A 19,166-nucleotide genomic window follows, 5' to 3' on the forward strand; every position below is an offset into this window, starting at 1 on the left:
CCAGCCGGCACGACGATCTTGGCGACCGTACCCTCGTCGACCGCCTCGACTTCCATCGTGGCCTTGTCGGTCTCGATCTCCGCGATGACGTCGCCGGAGGAGACCTTGTCGCCCTCCTTCACCAGCCACTTCGCGAGGTTGCCCTCTTCCATCGTCGGCGAGAGGGCCGGCATCGTGACGTTGATCGGCATCGGCGAACGTCTCCTCAGTCGCCCATTCGACGGGCATCGATAGGTCTCGGCGCCAAGACCCACTGCGGGAGCGGGCGTTCGGCCGGCATCAAGGTTGCCTGTGCGGCTGCCACGTCAAGCGGCCATGCATGCCGCAGCGCGGCAGAAAGGGACGGGCAATTCGTCCGTCCCCGTAGGTGGAAGGCCCGATACCTTCGGCACCGGGCGCCGACCGCCTCAGCGGTAGCAGACGGCCTTCACCGCCTCGACGACTTCCTTGGCCGACGGCAGCGCGAGCTTCTCGAGGTTCGCCGCGTACGGCATCGGCACGTCCTTGCCGCAGACCTTCAGCACCGGCGCGTCGAGATGATCGAACGCACGAACCATCAGTTCCGAAGCGATGTGCGAGCCGACCGAACCCTGCGGCCAGCCTTCTTCGACCGTGACGCAGCGGTTGGTCTTCTTCACCGAGCGGACGACCGCGTCGATGTCCATCGGACGGATCGTGCGAAGGTCGATGACCTCGGCGTCGATGCCCTCCTTGGCCAGTTGCTCGGCCGCTGCGACGGCGTAGGTCATACCGATGCCGAAGGAGACGATCGTGACGTCCTTGCCCTTGCGGTGAACGCGGGCCTTGCCGATCGGAACGGTCCAGTCGTCGGTGTCCGGCACCTCGAACGAGTGACCATAGAGGATCTCGTTCTCGAGGAAGACGATCGGGTTCGGATCGCGGATCGCCGACTTCATCAGGCCCTTGGCGTCGGCCGCCGAGTAAGGCTGGATGACCTTCAGGCCCGGGATCTGGCTGTACCAGGCCGCGTAGTCCTGGCTGTGCTGGGCCGCAACGCGCGCCGCCGCACCGTTCGGGCCGCGGAAGACGATCGGGCACCCCATCTGGCCGCCCGCCATATAGAGCGTCTTGGCGGCCGAGTTGATGATCTGATCGATCGCCTGCATGGCGAAGTTGAACGTCATGAACTCGACGATCGGCTTCAGGCCGGCGAACGCGGCGCCGACGCCCATGCCGGCAAAGCCGTGCTCGGTGATCGGCGTGTCGACGATGCGTCGGGCCCCGAACTCATCGAGCAGACCCTGGCTGATCTTGTAGGCGCCCTGATACTCGGCGACCTCTTCACCCATCAGGAAGACGGTGTCGTCGCGGCGCATCTCCTCGGCCATCGCCTCGCGGAGCGCCTCGCGCACGGTCTTCGTCACCATCTTAGTGCCGGCCGGGATTTCCTCGGCGAACTCACCGTCGACATCCTCGGGCTCGGGGTGCGACATGCCCTGTGCCGGCACCGGCGCCGGCTTCGACTTGTCGCCGTCGGACGATTCCGGCTTCGCCTCCGCGGGCGCGGCTTCGGCGGCCGGTACGGCCTTGGGCGCGGACGCCACGGCGTCGTCGGCGCTCTCGCCGTCGGCCAGGAGGATCGCGATCGGGGTGTTGACCTTCACGCCCTCGGTTCCCGCTGCGATCAGGATCTTCCCGATCTTGCCCTCGTCGATGGCCTCGACCTCCATGGTCGCCTTGTCGGTCTCGATCTCGGCGATCACGTCACCGGGGGCGACACTGTCGCCTTCCTGCTTGACCCACTTCGAGAGAGTGCCCTCCTCCATGGTCGGAGACAGGGCGGGCATCAGGATTTCGGTCGGCATGCGCCCCTCCCCTTACTTCGAAGCCTGCGGAACGGTGTCCGCATAGATGTCGGTCCACAGTTCCGAGACATCCGGCTCGGGATCGTTCTGGGCGAACTCGGCGGCGTCGGCCACGATGTCGCGCACTTCGCGATCGACGGCCTTCAGATCGTCCTCGGACGCGTTGTGCGCGTCCATCAGGCGCTGGCGCACCTGCTCGATCGGATCGGATTCGGCGCGCATCTTCTGCACCTCGTCGCGGGTGCGGTACTTCGCGGGATCCGACATCGAGTGGCCGCGGTAGCGGTAGGTCAGCATCTCAAGGATCATCGGACCCTCGCCGCTGCGGCAATGCTGGATCGCGAGGTCGCCGGCCGCCTTCACGGCGCGCACGTCCATACCGTCGACCTGGATGCCCGGAATCTTGAACGACAGGCCGCGGTGGGCAAAGTTGGTCTCGGCCGAGGCGCGGTTCACCGACGTGCCCATGGCGTAGCGGTTGTTCTCGATCACGTAGATGACCGGGAGCTTCCACAACGAGGCCATGTTGAAGCTCTCGTAGACCTGGCCCTGATTGGCCGCTCCGTCACCGAAATAGGCGATCGCCACCGAGTCGTTTCCGCGGTAGCGGTTGGCGAAAGCGAGACCCGTCCCGAGGGAAACCTGCGCGCCGACGATGCCATGTCCACCGTAGAAGTGCTTCTCCTTCGAGAACATGTGCATCGAGCCGCCCTTGCCCTTCGAGTATCCGGAGCGGCGACCCGTAAGCTCGGCCATGACGCCGCGCGATTCCATGCCCGTGGCCAGCATGTGGCCGTGGTCGCGGTAACCGGTGATGACCTGATCACCTTCCTTCATCGACATCTGCATGCCGACGACCACGGCTTCCTGGCCGATATAGAGATGGCAGAAGCCGCCGATGAAGCCCATGCCGTAGAGCTGGCCGGCCTTCTCTTCGAAACGGCGGATCAGGAGCATGTCGCGATAGGCGCGAAGGTCCTCGTCCTTTGTGAAGTCGACCGGCACCGGCGCGGTGTACTGCTTCAGCGTCTTCTCGATCTCGCCAGCGCCGGGAGCCTTCGCTTCGCCGTCGCCGCCGATCCCTGATTTCTTGAGTGCGGCCATTTCGACTCCCATCCCTTGACGCCCCGAGTCCGGCGGGCAAGTTTTGGGCAAGTATATGGACAAGATACAGGCACGCAAGCCACTGGCCGCGCCTTAACCGATCTCGTGTTAATCCCTTCCGTCGCCACGTTAATTAGCCTTAAGCAGGTTAATTCTCGTCGCTTGGCTTGAGAAGGATTGTAACTTCGTCGTCGTTGGACAGGTTCAGGGAACGACGGGCCCGTTCATCGATCATGTCGCGCTCGAGGGTGCCGTCGCTGAGGAGGCGAACCCGCGTCTCCAACGCTTCTCGCGTGTCGACGATCTCGGCGTAGACGGCCTGTTTGCGTGCCAGTTCCTCTTTGAGCGCCACGCTGGCTTCCGTCCCGTAACGTCCGCTCTGGGCGTGGAACACAAAGTAGGCAAGACATGGCAGGGTGATGGCGGGGACGACCAGCTGGGACAGACGCGATCTGCGCTTTTGCTTCGTATGCATGACGAGGGTCTCCGGAACGAAGCGAACCTAGACCCCAGCGATTTACATCTCGTTAAGCGTAACGATCCTGCCATGCGAAGAGGGGCGCCGGAGCGCCCCTCGATGATATGTCAGCGGCGGCGCAGGATCGAACGGCCTGCATAGACCGCCTGGTCACCCAGCTCTTCTTCGATGCGCAGCAGCTGGTTGTACTTGGCGAGCCGGTCGGAGCGCGCGAGCGAGCCCGTCTTGATCTGCCCGCAGTTGGTCGCGACCGCGAGGTCGGCGATCGTCGAGTCCTCGGTCTCTCCCGAGCGGTGGGACATGACCGCCGTGTAGCCGGCGCGGTGGGCGACGCTGACTGCGTCGAGCGTCTCGGTCAGCGTGCCGATCTGGTTGACCTTCACCAGGATCGAGTTCGCGACGCTCTTCTCGATGCCCTCGCGCAGGCGCGCGGAGTTGGTGACGAACAGATCGTCGCCGACCAGCTGGACGCTGCTGCCCACCTTGTCGGTCAGGCTCTTCCAGCCGGCCCAGTCGTCTTCGGCCATCCCGTCCTCGATCGAGATGATCGGATAGGCTGCCGAGAGTTCGGCGAGGTAGCCGGCCATCTCGTCGGCCGACAGTTTCCGCTTCTCGCCTTCGAGATCGTAGAGGCCGTTCTTGAAGAACTCGGTCGAAGCGCAGTCGAGGGCGAGATAGATGTCTTCGCCGGGACGGAAGCCGGCCTTCTCGATCGAGGCCATCACGAAATCGAGGCCGGCCTTGGCCGACTCGAGGTTCGGCGCGAAGCCGCCTTCGTCGCCGACATTGGTGGTGTGACCGGCCGACTTCAGCGCCTTCTTCAGCGTGTGAAACACCTCGGCGCCCATGCGCAGGCCTTCGGCGAAGGTGTCCGCGCCGACCGGCATGATCATGAATTCCTGGAAGTCGATCGGATTGTCGGCATGCGCGCCGCCGTTGATGATGTTCATCATCGGAACCGGAAGAACGTGGGCGCTGGCACCGCCGACATAGCGGTAGAGCGGCAGGCCGGCTGCGTCCGCGGCGGCCTTGGCCGTGGCGAGCGAGACGCCGAGGATGGCGTTGGCGCCGAGGCGGCTCTTGTTCGGCGTGCCGTCGAGCGACTTCAAGACGGCGTCGATGCGGATCTGGTTCTCGGCCTCGAAGCCGACCAGTGCCTCAAGGATGTCGGTGTTGACGGCCTGCACGGCCTGCTGCACGCCCTTGCCCCCATAACGCTCGTCGCCGTCGCGCAGCTCGACCGCCTCGTGCGCGCCGGTGGAGGCGCCGGAGGGCACCGCCGCACGGCCCATCGAGCCGTCTTCCAGCACGACGTCGACCTCGACGGTCGGGTTGCCACGGCTGTCGAGAATCTCGCGCGCGATGATATCGATGATGGCGGTCATGTTCCGTCCCTTGGCTCTGGCAAAACGCCGGGTTGAGACGGCCGGCCCGAACAGGCGCCGGCCGGAATGCTGTGTGTCAGAAGCCCTTGGCGACCGCGTCGAGATCGCGCAGGCGCTTAAGGAGCTCGGACATGTCGTCGAGCGCGACCATGTTCGGCCCGTCGGACGGCGCGTTGTCCGGGTCCTCGTGCGTCTCGATGAAGAGTCCGCCGACGCCGACCGCGACCGCCGCGCGCGCGAGGGTCGCCACGAAGCGACGTTCGCCGCCCGACGAGCCGCCCTGCCCGCCCGGCTGCTGCACCGAATGCGTCGCGTCGAAGACGACGGGCGCCCCGGTCTCGGCCATGATGGGCAGAGCACGAAAGTCGCTGACGAGCGTGTTGTAACCGAACGATGATCCCCGCTCGGTCAGGAGCACGTTGGCGTTGCCGCTGCCCGTCACCTTGTCGATCGCGTGTCGCATGTCCCAGGGCGCGAGAAACTGGCCCTTCTTGATGTTCACCACGCGGCCGGTATGGGCCGCCGCCACGAGAAGGTCGGTCTGGCGCGACAGAAAGGCCGGGATCTGCAGAACGTCGCAGATTTCGCCGACCGGTTCGCACTGTTCCGCCGTATGGACGTCGGTCAGAACCGCGACGTCGAACTGCGCCTGGATCTCCTCGAACACAGGCAGCGCCCCTTCGAGACCGATGCCTCGCCGACCCTCTCGGCTCGTCCGGTTCGCCTTGTCGAAGCTCGCCTTGAACACGTAGCCGATCCCGAGGTCGCCGGTGATCCGCTTCATGCGCTCGGCGATCATGATCGCATGATCGCGGCTCTCCATCTGGCAGGGACCGGCGATCAGCGAGAACGGCTTGTCCTGCGCGAACTCGGCGCCCCGAAGACGGATGGTGGAATTCGGAGCCAGCATGGTCGGCCTTTCGATCGAGGTCAGAGCAGGCGCGAGCGTTCGATCGCCGCGGCGATGAACGAGGCGAACAGCGGATGCGGCTCGAACGGCCGTGACTTCAGCTCGGGGTGATACTGCACGCCGATGAACCACGGATGATCGGGCAGTTCCACCGTCTCCGGAAGCAGGCCGTCCGGCGACATGCCGGCGAAGATCATGCCCGCATCCTCGAGCCGATCGCGATAGGTACGGTTGACCTCGTAGCGATGACGATGGCGCTCGGTGATCGTGGTTGCGCCGTAGATGTCGGCGATGCGCGAACCGGGCGCCAGAGACGCCTCGTAGGCGCCGAGACGCATGGTGCCGCCGAGATCGCCCTCGGACGCCCGCTGCTCCAGCTCGTTTCCACGCATCCACTCGGTCATGATGCCGACGACCGGCTCGGAGGTCGGGCCGAACTCGGTCGACCCGGCTTCGGCGACGCCGGCCAGCGAACGCGCCGCCTCGATCACCGCCATCTGCATGCCGAAGCAGATACCGAAATAGGGAACGTCGCGCTCGCGAGCGAAGCGGGCCGCGCTGATCTTGCCTTCGGAGCCGCGCTCGCCGAAGCCGCCGGGCACAAGGATCCCGCCGACCTTCTCGAGGTACGGGGTCGGATCTTCCTTCTCGAAGACCTCCGATTCGATCCAGTCGAGATTGACCTTCACGCGGTTGGCGATGCCGCCGTGCTGAAGCGCCTCGATCAGCGACTTGTAGGCGTCCTTCAGCCCCGTATACTTGCCAACCACGGCGATCGTCACCTCGCCCTCGGGGCGCGCGACGTTCTCGACCACCTGCAGCCAGCGCTCGAGCTTCGGCTTGGGCGCCGGGTCGATGCCGAAGGCGGCCAGCACCTCGGTGTCGAGGCCTTCGTTGTGATAGGCGATCGGCACGTCGTAGATCGTCGCGACATCCAGCGCCTGAATCACGGCGCTTTCCCGGACGTTGCAGAAGAGGCTCATCTTGCGACGCTCCTCCTTCGGGATCGGACGATCGGCCCTGACGAGGAGAATGTCCGGCTGAATGCCGATCGAGCGCAGCTCCTTGACCGAATGCTGCGTCGGCTTGGTCTTCAGTTCGCCCGCCGTCGGAATGTAGGGCATCAGCGTCAGGTGGACGTAGACGGCGCCGTTGCGCGGCAGGTCGTTGCCGAGCTGGCGGATCGCCTCCATGAACGGCATCGCCTCGATATCGCCGACCGTGCCGCCGATCTCGCAGAGCACGAAGTCGTACTCCTCGTTGCCCTCCAGGACGAAGTTCTTGATCGCGTCCGTAACGTGGGGAATCACCTGGACGGTCGCGCCCAGGTAGTCGCCGCGGCGCTCCTTGGCGATGATCTCCTGGTAGATCCGGCCCGTCGTGATGTTGTCCATCCGGTTCGCGGAACGGCCGGTGAAGCGCTCGTAGTGACCGAGGTCGAGATCCGTCTCCGCGCCGTCGTCGGTCACGAAGACCTCGCCGTGCTGCGTCGGGCTCATCGTGCCCGGATCGACGTTCAGGTACGGATCGAGCTTGCGGAGACGGACGCGGTAGCCGCGTGCTTGCAGCAACGCGCCGAGGGCCGCCGATGCGATCCCCTTCCCCAAGGATGAAACCACGCCGCCGGTGATGAAAATGTATCGCGCCATGGGCCTTCCCGATACTCGCTCAAGCAGGATTCGACCAGTCCCCTTGTGGTCGAAATGAAAAAGGGGCGCCGCAGCGCCCCTCGGGGTTGTTGCCGTGCGGAGCCCAGCACTACTGCGCGGGCTGGGCCGGTGCCGTCGTCGCAGGGGCCGACTGGTCGGTCGCGGTCGCGCCGGCCGGCGGCGTCTCGACGGGCGGGACCGTCGGCACGTCGGCGGCAGCCGGCGACTGCGGTGCCGGGTTGGCCGGGATCGTCGCCGGAGCCGCGCCGGTCGGCACGCCTTCGGCATTGGCCGGGGCTGCGGGCGTCGCAGCGGGCACGGTCGTCGCCGGCGCGGTCTGGGATGCGCCCGACGGCACGTCGACCGGGGCGCTGCCTTGCTGCTCCGGCAATCCGCCGAGCTGGTCGAGAAGCGATCCGCCGGCGGCACCGCCCGCAGCCCCCGGAACGGCCGGTGCGGTCTGCGACGGAACGCGGTCGAGAATGTCGAGACCGTTCGAACCGTAGCGGGCCAGAAGCGCGAGCGACAGCGACGTGATGAAGAAGCCGGTCGCCAGGATCGCGGTCGTGCGCGTCAGCATGTTGGCCGCGCCGCGGGCCGTCATCAGCCCGCCACCGCCGCCGCCCATTCCGAGCGCACCGCCTTCGGAGCGCTGGAGCAAGACGACGACCACAAGGGCCAAAACGATCAGGAGGTGGATGACGATCAGAACGGTCTGCATGGCCTCGAGGCGCAATCTCTCACAAGTTGCGCGTCTTCTATAGGAGGCTTTCGCGTATTCCAACCGCTTTCGGCGGCGGGCGGATTTCAGCCTTTCGCGGCGCGGCAGATCGGCAGGAAGTCCGCGGCCTTGAGGCTGGCGCCGCCGACCAGCGCCCCGTCGACATCGCCAAGCGCCAGAAGCTCGGCCGCGTTGGACGCCTTGACCGACCCGCCATAGAGAATCCGCATGCCATCCGCAGCCTCGGCGCCGAAGCGATCGGCGATCCGGCCGCGGATGAAGGCGTGGGTCTCGCCGACGTCGGCCACCGTCGGCGTCCGGCCGGTGCCGATCGCCCAGACCGGCTCATAAGCGACGACGGTGTTTGCGGGGGTGGCGCCGGCGGGAAGCGAGCGCTCGATCTGATCGGCGAGGACGTCGAGCGTCCGGCCCGCGTTCTCCTCCGCCTCGGTCTCGCCGATGCAGATCACCGCGACGAGGCCCGATGCCCAGGCGGCTTCCGCCTTGCGCGCCACGAGTTCGCTCGCCTCGCCGTGGTCGGTCCGACGCTCGGAATGGCCGAGGATGACGTGACTGGCACCTGCGTCCCTCAGCATGGCCGCCGACACGTCGCCGGTATGGGCGCCGCTCTCCTTCGTATGCGCGTCCTGCCCGCCGATCGCGATCGTTCCGCCGGCAAGTTCGGCGGCCTTCGCGACGAGGATCGAGGGTGGGCAGATCAGCACCTCCACACCAATGACCGGGTTGGCGCCGAGATCGGCCTTCATCGCCAAAAGTTCATCCAGCGCCGCGCGCGAGCCGTTCATCTTCCAGTTTCCGGCGATCAGCGGCGTGCGGCTCATGAAGCGATCCTCGATCCGGCGGCGCAGAAGGGCGGCCGCGATGTGTGTGCTATGGTGCTAGCGGCTCGCGCGCAGCGAAATCAAGCGCGTCGTCGCGCGTGCCGCGCTTTCCTTCCACGGCCAAAATGCCTATTGCCCTGACCCAAAGAACAAATCCGGGAGACGGGTGATGATGAATCAGATGCGGCGCGGCGCGTCGAGCTGGGTGGCCAGGATCTTTCTGGGCGCGTTGGCCGTCAGCTTCGTCGGCTGGGGCATCGCCGACGTCCTGCGCAACCGCGATGGCGGCAGCACGATGCTGAGCGCTGGCGAGACGCGCGTCTCGGTTCCCGAGTTCCAGCTCGCCTACCGGCAGGGGCTCAATCGCCTCTCGCAGCAGCTTCAGCGTCGACCGAGCACCGAAGAAGCGGAGGCGTTCGGTCTCGATCAGGCCGTGTTGTCGCAGCTGACGGCCGGAGCGCTCCTCGACGAGCAGGCACGTCGCCTCGGCGTTGGCGTCTCCGACGACGGACTAATCCAGCTCATCCAGAACGAGCCGGCCTTCAAGGATCAGTCGGGCAACTTCTCGCGCAACACCATGCGTGCCGTGCTCGCGAACGCCCAGATCACCGAGCAGTCCTACCTCGAGGACCTGCGCGGCAGCGCGACGCGCAATCAGCTGATCGCTCCTCTGTCCGACGGCGCCTCCGTTCCCGCGGCGTTCGTCGAGGCGCTCGGCGCCTACAACGGCGAGCGCCGTACCCTGAACTACATGCGACTGACGCCGCCACCGGCCGATAGCGTCGAGGCGCCGACGGACGAAGCGCTCGACGACTTCTACACGCAGGGTCAGGACGGCTATCGCGCGCCCGAGTATCGCGGCTTCTCCTACCTGTCGCTCTCGCCCGCCGCGTTTGCCGATCCGGCCGCCGTCACCGACGAGGCGATCGCGGCGAGCTACGAGGCGAACCGTGCGCGCTACACGACGCCGGAGCGCCGTCAGGTCGCACAGATCGTGTTCGCCGACCGCGCGTCCGCCGACCGCGCCGCGCAGGCGATGGCGGCCGGCACCCGCTTTGCCGACGCGGCTGCCGCCGAAGGGCGGCAGGTCGCCGAACTCGGCCTCGTTCCGCGCTCGGCCATCCCGAACACGACCCTTGCCGATGCCGCGTTCTCGGCTACGGTGAACCAGCCGACCGCCGTTGTGGACGGCCCGTTCGGGCCCGTGATCATGCTGGTCCAGCAGATCGCGCCGGAAGTCGTCCGTTCGCTCGACGAGGTGCGCGACGAGGTGCGCAACAGTCTGGCCCTGGAAGCCGCGAACGCCAAGGTCACGGACGCGTACAACGCGATCTCGGAAGCGATGCAGAACGGCGCGCCGCTTGCCGAAGCCGCCCAGCAGGCCGGCTACCCGCTGCAGACGGTGGCGCTGGTCGATGCCTCCGGCAACCCGGCCGACGCATCCACGGCTCCGGACCTTCCGGCCAAGCCGCAGCTTCTTGCGGCTGTCTTCGCGGCCCAGCCCGGCATGCCGCCGCAGCCGGTGAACTACCAAGGCAACAACTACGTCTTCTTCGAACTCGGCGACGTCGTGCCCGCCCGCGACCGGCCGCTCGCCGAAGTGCGCGACCGCGTCGTAGCGGACTGGAAGGTCGACGAGGCGGAACGTCTGATGACGGAGCGCGCCGAGGCTCTGGCTGAGCGCGTGCGTGGCGGCCAGAGCCTTGCCGACGTCGCCGCGGCCGAGGGCCTGACGGTGCAGACCGCGGCCGCGATCACCCGCGAGAGCGGTCGTGCGGAGATCGGCGAGGCTGCGACGCGGGCGGCCTTCTCAGGACCGCAGGGCACGGTGGTGGAAGCGCCGGCCCTCGAATCCGGGCAGGCCGTGGTGCTTCAGGTGACGGAGGTCGCAGACGCCGCCGATCCCGCCGCCAATGTCCCGGCCCAGGCGCGCCAGTCGCTGGACGAGACGATGCGCGAGGACCTCTTCCAGAGCTATGTCGCCTACCTCCAGGGATCGATCCCGGTGTCGCTGAACAACGCCGCCCTCCAGCAGGCGAAGGTGGCGGTGCGATGAGCGCCGGCCTGAAGCCCCTGATCGGAAAGGTCGCGGGTGGCCAGGCGCTCTCGCGGGACGAAGCGCGCGAGGCGTTCGGCATCCTGATGTCAGGCGAGGCGACGCCTTCGCAGATCGGCGGTTTCCTCATGGCCCTGCGGGTTCGCGGCGAGACCGTGGATGAGATCGCCGGCGCGGTGGACGTCATGCGCGCCAACATGGCGCGGGTGCGCGCGCCGGCCGAGGCCGTCGACATCGTCGGCACCGGCGGCGATCATGCGGGAACATACAACGTCTCGACCTGTGCGGCTTTCGTGGTCGCCGGGTGCGGTGTGCCTGTCGCAAAGCATGGAAACCGTGCCCTGTCGTCGCGCTCGGGTTCGGCCGACGTCCTCGCGGCGCTCGGCGTCGACGTCGACCTGACGCCGGAGGCGATCTCCGATGTCGCCGAGCGCACGAATCTCTGTTTCATGTTCGCGCCGACCCATCATGCGGCGATGCGCTTCGTCGGCCCGTCGCGCGTCGAACTCGGCACGCGCACCATCTTCAACATGCTGGGACCGCTCGCCAATCCCGCCGGCGTCCGCCGGCTGCTGGTGGGCGTCTACGCCGCCGAATGGGTTCGCCCGATCGCCGAGGCTCTTCTGGCCCTCGGCGCGCAGGCCGCCTGGGTCGTGCATGGCGACGGGCTGGACGAGATCACCAATTGCGGTCCGACGAACGTCTGCGAAATCCGCGACGGGGCGATCCGCGAATTGACGATCGAACCGGAGACGTTCGGCTTCGAACGCCGCCAGCTTGCCGACATCGTCGGAGGCGATGCGCTGCAAAACGCGGCGGCTCTCCGGTCCGTGCTGGCCGGCCAAGCCAGCGCATATCGCGACATCGTGATCCTCAATGCGGGCGCGGCGCTCGTGGTGGCGGGCCGGGCTGCAAACCTGGCCGACGGCGTTGCCATGGCGACCGATTCGATCGACAGCGGACGCGCGGGGCAAGCGCTAGACCGACTCGTCGTCGCCACACGCCGTTCTGGGAGTGCCTGAGAATGTCCGATATTCTCGCGAAGATCGAACACTACAAGCGCGAGGAGATCGCCGCTGCGAAGGCCGCGGTGTCCGCTGGAGACTTGCAGCGTCGCATCACCGAGGGCGCGCCGCCGCGCGATTTCGCTGCCGCGATCCGACGCAGGCACGAGGCCGGCCAGTTCGCCCTCATCGCCGAGGTCAAGAAGGCAAGCCCGTCGAAGGGGCTGATCCGACCGGACTTCGAGCCGGTGGCGCTGGCCGAAGCCTACGAGCGCGCCGGTGCGGCGTGCCTCTCGGTGCTGACCGACACGCCCTCCTTCCAGGGCGCGCCGGAGTTCCTAACGGCGGCCCGCAACGCCACTGCCTTGCCCGCGCTGCGGAAGGATTTCCTCTTCGACCCCTACCAGGTCCTCGAGGCTCGGGCCTGGGGCGCGGATGCCATCCTGATCATCATGGCGTCGGTCGACGATGCGCTCGCCGCCGATCTCGAGGCGGCGGCCGAGGATCTCGGCATGGCGGCGCTGATCGAGGTTCACGACGAAGCCGAGATGGAACGGGCCCTGAGGCTCCGTTCACCCTTGATAGGCGTCAACAACCGCAATCTACGGACCTTCGCGGTCGACCTCGCCGTCAGCGAGCGCCTGTCCACCATGGTCGGCGACGACCGAATCCTCGTCGGCGAGAGCGGTATCGGCAATCATGGCGACTGTCGGCGGCTTCATCGATCGGGGATTTCCACGTTCCTCGTCGGGGAAAGCCTGATGCGTCAGGCGGATGTGGAAGCCGCAACGCGGTCACTTCTCGCAGGCGAGGCCGCATGAGCGGCGATCGGCTGACGCATCTCGACGAGGCCGGCAACGCCGCGATGGTGGATGTCGGCGCGAAGGACGCGACGGTGCGGCAGGCGAGGGCCGAGGGACTGGTGCTGATGGCGCCGGAAACGCTCGACATGATCCGCACGGGATCGGCGAAGAAGGGCGACGTCCTGTCGATCGCTCGCATCGCCGGCATCATGGCCGCCAAGCGCACACACGAACTCATACCACTCTGCCATCAACTCCTGCTGGAGAAGGTCTCGGTCGATCTCGACATCGAGCCCGCCCTGCCCGGCGTCCGGGTCACCGCCAGCGCGCGTGTCACCGGCAAGACGGGAATCGAGATGGAAGCGCTGACGGCCGTGTCCGTCGCCTGCCTCACGATCTACGACATGGCGAAGGCCGTGGATCGCGGGATGTCGATCACGGGGATCCGCCTCCTGGAAAAGGCGGGGGGTCGCTCGGGACACTGGTCGGCACCATGACGCTGGTTCCGTTCGAGGACGCCCTCGCCCGCCTCCTTCAAGATGCCGTACCGGTCGAGGATACCGAGTCCGTAACCGTCGGCGAAGGCGGCGGGCGCGTCCTGTCGACCGATCTCGTGGCGCGCCGTACCCAACCGGCCTTCGACGCATCGGCCATGGACGGCTACGCGCTTCGCTCGGTTGATCTCACGCAATCGCCTGCCGATCTGCGCGTCGTCGGCGAATCGGCGGCGGGGCATGCCTTCTCGGGCGTCGTGTCGTCCGACGAAGCGGTCCGCATCTTCACAGGCGCGCCGCTGCCGGCAGGGGCTGACGCGGTGGTGATCCAGGAGAACACCGAGCGCCCGTCCGAGGCCAATGTTCGCGTGCTGGAGCGGGTCGAGCCGGGCGCGAACATTCGTCGTGCGGGAAACGACTTTTGCAGCGGCGACGTGCTGTTTCCCGCCGGTCTGCAGCTGACGCCGGCCGCCTGCGCACTCGCGGCGAGTGGGGGCTACGGCCACCTCACGGTGCGCCGACGCGTGCGGGTCGCGATCGCTGCGACGGGAGACGAGCTCGTGGCTCCGGGAATCGATCCCGGACCATCTCAGACGGTGGCGTCGAACACTCTGGCGATCGCGATGATCGTGCGCGCGACCGGCGGAGCCGTGATCGATCTCGGTATCGTTCCCGATTGCCGCGCCGCTCTAGCCGAGGCGATCGCTGAGGCGCAGGATGCCCAAGCCGACATCCTCGTGACGGTGGGCGGCGCCTCGGTCGGTGATCACGATCTCGTAGGACCGGTTCTGCAAGAGGCCGGCGCGTCGCTCGATTTCTGGCGGGTCGCGATGCGCCCGGGCAAGCCGCTGATGGCCGGCTCGCTTGGCCCGATGCGGATCCTCGGCCTTCCCGGCAATCCGGCTTCCAGTCTCGTCACGGCCGAACTTTTTCTGCGTCCGTTGGTGGAAGCGCTGTCCGGGATGCCGTCAACGGACCAACGCCGACGCGGCATCCTCGGCGTCGACGTCAAGGCCAACGACAAGCGGACGGATTTCCTGCGAGCCCGCATCGAGCACGGCGAAGGCGGCGGCTCGGTCCGCGTCGTGCCCCTCCCGCGCCAGGACTCGTCCCTCCTCTCGATCTTCGCCCAGGCGGACGCCCTGCTCGTCCGGCCGGCACATGCCCCGGCCGCAGCCGCCGGAGACCCTTGCGAGTACGTCCTCCTCACCACCGGATGATCCTTGCAGAACACAAGCGGAACAGCTAGGTTTGTTCAGGTTTTGTTTCGAGGAATCGCCCCATGCTGACACGCAAGCAGCACGAACTTCTGATGTTCATTCATGAGCGTCTGCAATCGATGGGCGTTCCTCCGTCGTTCGACGAGATGAAGGACGCGCTGGACTTGCGTTCGAAGTCCGGCATCCACCGGCTGATCACGGCGCTCGAAGAGCGCGGGTTCATTCGGCGTCTGCCGAACCGAGCGCGCGCGCTGGAGGTAGTGAAGCTGCCGGAATCGGCCGGAAAGTCGCCCGCCGCCCCCGCTGCGCCCCGACCGTCCAACGTCGAGCCCCTCTTCAAGACACCTCGTTCGGTCGAGCGCGACGTGTCGTCCGTTCCGGTCATGGGCCGCATCGCCGCCGGCGTGCCGATCTCGGCGATCCAGCAGAACACGCACGACATCGTGGTACCGCCGGAGATGCTCGGCTCGGGCGAGCACTATGCGCTAGAGGTGAAGGGCGATTCGATGATCGAGGCCGGCATCCTCGATGGGGATACCGTGGTGATTCAGCGCAGCGACTCCGCGAGTGCAGGGGAGATCGTCGTCGCCCTGGTGGACGACGAGGAAGCGACGCTGAAGCGTTTCCGGCGCAAGGGCGGCATGGTCGCCCTGGAAGCCGCCAACCCGGCTTACGAGACGCGGCTTCTGGGCGCCGACCGCGTCAAGGTTCAGGGGAAGCTGGTCGGCCTGATCCGTCGCTATCACTGACTGTCGCGGTCGGGACGTTCGACGCTTCCTTCGTGTCCTCCGCCGTCTTGCGCCAAAATTCGGGCCATGCTGCCCAGCGGTGAATGTTCCACTGCTGTGGCTGCCGTGGGATCGAGGTGAGGACCTCGATCGCTCCGTCAGCGGATCGTTGGACGCCCAGCGACCCCGTTCGCCGCAGCGTCCTCAACGTGACGAGTTCGGCCGAACCACTCTTGCATGCTCGAGCCCGTATTGCGCGGGCCATGATGGCGATATCGCTGTCGCGGCAGATCTCGTCGAGCTTCTCGTAGTCATCGCTCCAGGCGACGCGGATGCCCGTTCCCGTAATGCCCCGGCATACGTCCTCGGTGCATTGAAAGGCATTCGCGGGAGGATGTATGACCGGTCGGTCGGCGTCCTCCCTTGGAGCTTCGCCGGCATTCGCTTCCACCTGAGAATCGTTTTGGACATCCGCATCACTCGGCACCGCACGCTGCCATTGGTCCCAGACGAAGGATGACGGTCGATCTCGGATCGATTGAAGCCGTCCGCTCGCGTCGACGGATGCGACCTCCCGCCCGTCCTCGAAAACGAGGAACTCCGGGGTGGGGCCGGGTCGCAGCAGGGTCAATCCCAGCAGGAACGGACCGAGCGCAAGCCAGCGAAGTCCGCTGGCGCTGAACGAGACGAGAAGGATCGCAGCCGAGAAGCAGACCAGAGCTGTCCCGCTCATCAGGCCGGTCGGATAGTCCGGAAAGGCGTCGGCAAACGAGGCGGCGAGCGCGAAGACGAGGTCGAGCCCCCATCCGACGAGTTTCAGCGGGAGGGCGTGCCAGCCGAACGGCATGAGAAGAACGGCCAGCATCGCAAAGGGCATGATCCAGAAACTGAAGATCGGCGTCGCGACGATATTGGCGAGGAGCGAGAACGGCGCGCCCCGCTGGAAGTGGTAGATGGCGAAGGGGGCTGTGGCGGCGCCCGCAATCAGCGACGACAGCGCCATTCCGAGGAAAACGACGGTCAGTGTACGCGGGGACAGCATGCCGCCTCGCGCAGATCCGCGACGCGACTGCCAGCGCGCGTAGGCGCCGTACGCACCGATCAGCGCGGCGGTCGCCGCGAACGACATCTGGAAGGTCGCCGTGACCACGACGTGCGGCGACAGCGCCATGACGACGACAGCGGCGATGCCGACGTTTCGAAGCGTCAATGCGGGCCGATCGAGGAGGACGGCACCCAACATTACGGCGATCATGACGAAGGATCGCTCCGTCGCTGCGTTGTCTCCCGCGAGGAGAAAATAGAACCCGGTGGCCGCGAGCGCGACCAGCGCAGCGAGCTTCTTGATCGGCCAGCGCAAGGCGAGCGGCGCGACGGCCGCGAGGCTCACGCGGGCGGCCAGCAGGAAGAAGCCGGCGACCAACGCCATATGGAAGCCGCTGATGGACAGGACATGGGCAAGGCCCGTCACGCGGAGGTCTTCGTTGATGTCCTCCGGGATGCCCGCTCGCTCGCCGGTGATGAGCGCCGAGGCGACGGCGCCCGTCGCGCCCGGCAGGACCTCCCGGATGGCCTCGCCCATCGCGAGCCGCAGCGTGGCGATGCGGTCGGTGAAGGTTGGCTCGCGCAACGCACCGGGCGCCTCCGGCGCTCCGAGGGAGAAACCGTAGGCGCCGAGCCCCCCATAGTAGGAGGCGAAGGCGAAGTCGTGCGCGCCGGGAAAGGCGGGACCGGAGGGCGGACGCAGGCGGACGAGGCCCCGATAGGTCGAGCCGATCGGCAGCGGATCATGGCGGCTCGACACGACGATTCGGGCGCGCTCCGGGGGACGTGAGAGGACGGGCCGCTCGGTCGATGCGACCTCGACGATGTAGCGATAACGCCCGCGGTCGTCTTCCTCCCGCGCCACCACAGTTCCCGTGATGCGGACCGTCGCCTCGCCGGAGAACAGCGTCGTATCGGTGCGCGCCTCCTCGGCCACGCAGGCGGCAAAGCCGGCTGCCAACCCCAAGAGGACGACGCCGACGGCTCGCAACGAACGCGGGATCATGGCGAAGACGAGAAGACCGCTGCCGATCACCGCCATCAGGCCGACGAGAAACAGGTTCGGCTGGATGGGCCATCGATAGAACAGCGCGGCCGCCGCCATCATCGCGATCGGAAAGAGGGCGAAGGCGGTGCGCGAGCGGGCCTCGACCTCGATCTGGCGCGAGAACCAGTCTCCCCATCGCTGATGGAGCCTCGCTCGCGCTGCTGCCGGTGCGCGAAGCGACACCCTTCCCGCTGCGAAGCTCTGATCCCCTGTCGACACGTCGGTTCGCTTCGCTTGTCTCGCCTTCGCGCTATGCTACACCACGCTCGGAAAAAGACAGGCACCGTCTCGCCCGCTCTGCACAGACCATTGCAGTCTCGCCGAAGCCGGCGGCAGGCGGCACCATGCCACCTTCGAGGACGTCCCATGACAGACCGCGTCGTAACCCGGTTCGCACCGTCGCCGACAGGCTATCTTCACATCGGCGGCGCGCGCACGGCGCTCTTCAACTGGCTGTACGCCCGCAAGACGGGCGGCAAGATGCTGCTGCGGATCGAGGACACGGACCGCGAGCGCTCGACCGAACCGGCGGTCAGGGCGATCATCGACGGACTTCATTGGTTGGGCCTCGACGCCGACGAGCCGCCTGTCTCGCAGTTCGAGCGTGCGCCACGCCATCGCGAGGTCGCCGAGGAACTCGTCGCCGCCGGCAAGGCGTACTTTTGTTACGCCTCGCCCGCCGAGCTCGACGAGATGCGCGAGAAGGCGAAGGCCGAGAAGCGGCCGCCCCGCTACGACGGACGCTGGCGCGACCGCGATCCGTCCGAGGCGCCAGCCGGCGTCAAGCCAGTGATCCGCATCAAGGCGCCGCTCGATGGCGAGACGGTGGTTCAGGATCGCGTCCAGGGCGATGTCCGGTTCCCCAACAAGGATCTCGACGATTTCATCCTGCTGCGGTCCGACGGGACGCCGACCTACATGCACGCCGTGGTCGTCGACGACCACGACATGGGCGTCACGCACGTCATCCGCGGTGACGACCACCTGACGAATGCGGGCCGCCAGACGCTGATCTACAAGGCGATGGGCTGGGACGTGCCGGTCTTCGCCCATATCCCGCTCATTCATGGTGCGGACGGGGCCAAGCTCTCGAAGCGTCACGGCGCGCTGGGCGTCGAGGCCTATCGCGAGATGGGCTACCTGCCTGTCGGGTTGAAGAACTATCTCGTCCGTCTCGGCTGGAGCCACGGCGACGAGGAGATCATCTCGCCCGAGGACATGATCGCCTGGTTCGACATCGACGACGTAAACCGGGGCGCTGCCCGATTCGACTTCGCCAAGCTCGATGCCGTCAACGGACACTGGATCCGGATGAGCGCCGACGGCGAACTCGTCGACCAGTTGATGAACGTGCGCGACCATCTGCCGAACGGCGCCATCCTGCGATCGGCCCCCGATGACGTCGTGCGCGATCGCCTCCTGCGCGCCATGCCGGGGCTGAAGGAGCGCGCCAAGACGCTGGTCGAACTCGCCGAGAGCGCAGCCTACCTCTTCGCCGCCCGTCCGCTTGCCATCGACCCGAAGGCCGAGGAGATTCTGGCTGGCGGCGGCCGCGAGGTCGTCGCCAGCCTCCTGCCGGGGCTGGAAGCGCTGCCGGAATGGAACGCGGCGACGATCGAGGCGACGGTGCGGGACTACGCCGAGCGTGAGGGACTGAAGCTTGGCAAGGCTGCGCAGCCGCTGCGCGCGGCGCTCACCGGCAAGACGACTTCGCCCGGCGTCTTCGACGTGCTCGACGTACTGGGACGTGATGAAACATTGGCCAGGCTGCGCGATCAGGCCGCATGAACCCTTGGCCTGCACTGGCGCTTAAGGGAGTGCGGTGCAATAATTCCGCACGACATCGGCATCGAA

17 protein-coding genes are annotated in these 19,166 nt (G+C 67.0%); 7 read left to right on the forward strand and 10 right to left on the reverse strand.

The window, feature by feature from the left end; all coding sequences use genetic code 11:
* The 9 genes from QZ753_RS20010 to tpiA form a co-directional block, all read right to left on the reverse strand.
* On the reverse strand, positions 1-191 hold a 191-nt coding region (locus QZ753_RS20010), incomplete at its 3' end, for a biotin/lipoyl-containing protein (RefSeq protein WP_294646310.1).
* 216 nt (positions 192-407) lie between these two features.
* Positions 408-1,826: a pyruvate dehydrogenase complex E1 component subunit beta gene (locus QZ753_RS20015; protein WP_294646312.1), complete on the reverse strand. Its 1,419-nt coding sequence runs from the start codon at positions 1,824-1,826 to the stop codon at positions 408-410.
* A gap of 12 nt (positions 1,827-1,838) precedes the next feature.
* Positions 1,839-2,783 carry a pyruvate dehydrogenase (acetyl-transferring) E1 component subunit alpha gene (gene pdhA / locus QZ753_RS20020; protein WP_294646383.1) on the reverse strand — a complete coding sequence of 315 codons (945 nt, stop codon included), beginning with the start codon at positions 2,781-2,783 and terminating at the stop codon, positions 1,839-1,841.
* A 295-nt stretch (positions 2,784-3,078) separates the two neighbouring features.
* Positions 3,079-3,405 carry a septum formation initiator family protein gene (locus QZ753_RS20025; RefSeq protein ID WP_294646314.1) on the reverse strand — a complete coding sequence of 109 codons (327 nt, stop codon included), beginning with the start codon at positions 3,403-3,405 and terminating at the stop codon, positions 3,079-3,081.
* Between the two features lie 110 nt (positions 3,406-3,515).
* On the reverse strand, positions 3,516-4,793 hold the full coding sequence (gene eno, locus QZ753_RS20030; protein ID WP_294646315.1) for a phosphopyruvate hydratase: 1,278 nt from the start codon (positions 4,791-4,793) through the stop codon (positions 3,516-3,518).
* Positions 4,794-4,869: 76 nt separating this feature from the next.
* Positions 4,870-5,703, reverse strand: a complete 834-nt coding sequence (gene kdsA / locus QZ753_RS20035) for a 3-deoxy-8-phosphooctulonate synthase (protein WP_294646317.1) — start codon at positions 5,701-5,703, stop codon at positions 4,870-4,872.
* Positions 5,704-5,723: 20 nt separating this feature from the next.
* On the reverse strand, positions 5,724-7,352 hold the full coding sequence (locus QZ753_RS20040; RefSeq protein WP_294646318.1) for a CTP synthase: 1,629 nt from the start codon (positions 7,350-7,352) through the stop codon (positions 5,724-5,726).
* 109 nt (positions 7,353-7,461) lie between these two features.
* A complete protein-coding gene (gene secG / locus QZ753_RS20045) occupies positions 7,462-8,073 on the reverse strand; it encodes a preprotein translocase subunit SecG (protein WP_294646320.1) in 612 nt (203 codons plus the stop codon).
* 86 nt (positions 8,074-8,159) lie between these two features.
* Entirely contained in the window at positions 8,160-8,915 is a 756-nt protein-coding gene (gene tpiA / locus QZ753_RS20050) for a triose-phosphate isomerase (protein ID WP_294646321.1), read from the reverse strand.
* A 169-nt stretch (positions 8,916-9,084) separates the two neighbouring features.
* On the opposite strand from tpiA, the gene QZ753_RS20055 reads away from it, so the two are divergent.
* The 6 genes from QZ753_RS20055 to lexA all read left to right on the forward strand — a co-directional run bounded on the left by QZ753_RS20055 (position 9,085) and on the right by lexA (position 15,241).
* Entirely contained in the window at positions 9,085-10,971 is a 1,887-nt protein-coding gene (locus tag QZ753_RS20055; RefSeq protein ID WP_294646322.1) for a SurA N-terminal domain-containing protein, read from the forward strand.
* Positions 10,968-11,993 carry an anthranilate phosphoribosyltransferase gene (gene trpD / locus QZ753_RS20060; RefSeq protein ID WP_294646324.1) on the forward strand — a complete coding sequence of 342 codons (1,026 nt, stop codon included), beginning with the start codon at positions 10,968-10,970 and terminating at the stop codon, positions 11,991-11,993. The genes QZ753_RS20055 and trpD overlap by 4 nt, the downstream gene beginning before the upstream one ends.
* A 2-nt stretch (positions 11,994-11,995) precedes the next feature.
* Positions 11,996-12,796, forward strand: coding sequence for an indole-3-glycerol phosphate synthase TrpC (trpC, locus tag QZ753_RS20065; RefSeq protein ID WP_294646326.1), 801 nt, complete (start codon positions 11,996-11,998; stop codon positions 12,794-12,796).
* Positions 12,793-13,275 carry a cyclic pyranopterin monophosphate synthase MoaC gene (gene moaC, locus QZ753_RS20070; protein ID WP_294646327.1) on the forward strand — a complete coding sequence of 161 codons (483 nt, stop codon included), beginning with the start codon at positions 12,793-12,795 and terminating at the stop codon, positions 13,273-13,275. The genes trpC and moaC overlap by 4 nt, the downstream gene beginning before the upstream one ends.
* Positions 13,272-14,492, forward strand: coding sequence for a gephyrin-like molybdotransferase Glp (glp, locus tag QZ753_RS20075; RefSeq protein WP_294646329.1), 1,221 nt, complete (start codon positions 13,272-13,274; stop codon positions 14,490-14,492). Before moaC ends, glp begins: the two co-directional genes overlap by 4 nt.
* A gap of 62 nt (positions 14,493-14,554) precedes the next feature.
* Entirely contained in the window at positions 14,555-15,241 is a 687-nt protein-coding gene (gene lexA / locus QZ753_RS20080) for a transcriptional repressor LexA (RefSeq protein WP_294646331.1), read from the forward strand.
* Here the strand turns inward: lexA and QZ753_RS20085 are convergent.
* Positions 15,195-17,495 (reverse strand): ComEC/Rec2 family competence protein, encoded by a 2,301-nt coding sequence (locus QZ753_RS20085; protein WP_294646333.1) that lies wholly within the window; start codon positions 17,493-17,495, stop codon positions 15,195-15,197. The two genes, lexA and QZ753_RS20085, sit on opposite strands and share 47 nt — an antisense overlap.
* A 183-nt stretch (positions 17,496-17,678) precedes the next feature.
* Between QZ753_RS20085 and gltX the strand changes: the two genes are divergently transcribed.
* Complete coding sequence (gltX, locus tag QZ753_RS20090) at positions 17,679-19,100, forward strand: glutamate--tRNA ligase (protein WP_294646334.1); 1,422 nt, start codon at positions 17,679-17,681, stop codon at positions 19,098-19,100.
* Positions 19,101-19,166: the final 66 nt, after the last annotated feature.

Origin of the sequence: uncultured Aureimonas sp. (assembly GCF_913775355.1) — a bacterium.
Lineage (GTDB): Bacteria > Pseudomonadota > Alphaproteobacteria > Rhizobiales > Rhizobiaceae > Aureimonas.

What these genes read in the sequence shown, in the direction of transcription:
- QZ753_RS20015 (WP_294646312.1), bottom strand. Translation starts at nt 1,826, where the DNA reads ATGCCGACCGAAATCCTGATGCCCGCCCTGTCTCCGACCATGGAGGAG.
- pdhA (WP_294646383.1), bottom strand. Translation starts at nt 2,783, where the DNA reads ATGCTCCTGATCCGCCGTTTCGAAGAGAAGGCCGGCCAGCTCTACGGC.
- QZ753_RS20025 (WP_294646314.1), bottom strand. Translation starts at nt 3,405, where the DNA reads ATGCATACGAAGCAAAAGCGCAGATCGCGTCTGTCCCAGCTGGTCGTC.
- eno (WP_294646315.1), bottom strand. Translation starts at nt 4,793, where the DNA reads ATGACCGCCATCATCGATATCATCGCGCGCGAGATTCTCGACAGCCGT.
- kdsA (WP_294646317.1), bottom strand. Translation starts at nt 5,703, where the DNA reads ATGCTGGCTCCGAATTCCACCATCCGTCTTCGGGGCGCCGAGTTCGCG.
- QZ753_RS20040 (WP_294646318.1), bottom strand. Translation starts at nt 7,352, where the DNA reads ATGGCGCGATACATTTTCATCACCGGCGGCGTGGTTTCATCCTTGGGG.
- secG (WP_294646320.1), bottom strand. Translation starts at nt 8,073, where the DNA reads ATGCAGACCGTTCTGATCGTCATCCACCTCCTGATCGTTTTGGCCCTT.
- tpiA (WP_294646321.1), bottom strand. Translation starts at nt 8,915, where the DNA reads ATGAGCCGCACGCCGCTGATCGCCGGAAACTGGAAGATGAACGGCTCG.
- QZ753_RS20055 (WP_294646322.1), top strand. Translation starts at nt 9,085, where the DNA reads ATGATGAATCAGATGCGGCGCGGCGCGTCGAGCTGGGTGGCCAGGATC.
- trpD (WP_294646324.1), top strand. Translation starts at nt 10,968, where the DNA reads ATGAGCGCCGGCCTGAAGCCCCTGATCGGAAAGGTCGCGGGTGGCCAG.
- trpC (WP_294646326.1), top strand. Translation starts at nt 11,996, where the DNA reads ATGTCCGATATTCTCGCGAAGATCGAACACTACAAGCGCGAGGAGATC.
- moaC (WP_294646327.1), top strand. Translation starts at nt 12,793, where the DNA reads ATGAGCGGCGATCGGCTGACGCATCTCGACGAGGCCGGCAACGCCGCG.
- glp (WP_294646329.1), top strand. Translation starts at nt 13,272, where the DNA reads ATGACGCTGGTTCCGTTCGAGGACGCCCTCGCCCGCCTCCTTCAAGAT.
- lexA (WP_294646331.1), top strand. Translation starts at nt 14,555, where the DNA reads ATGCTGACACGCAAGCAGCACGAACTTCTGATGTTCATTCATGAGCGT.
- gltX (WP_294646334.1), top strand. Translation starts at nt 17,679, where the DNA reads ATGACAGACCGCGTCGTAACCCGGTTCGCACCGTCGCCGACAGGCTAT.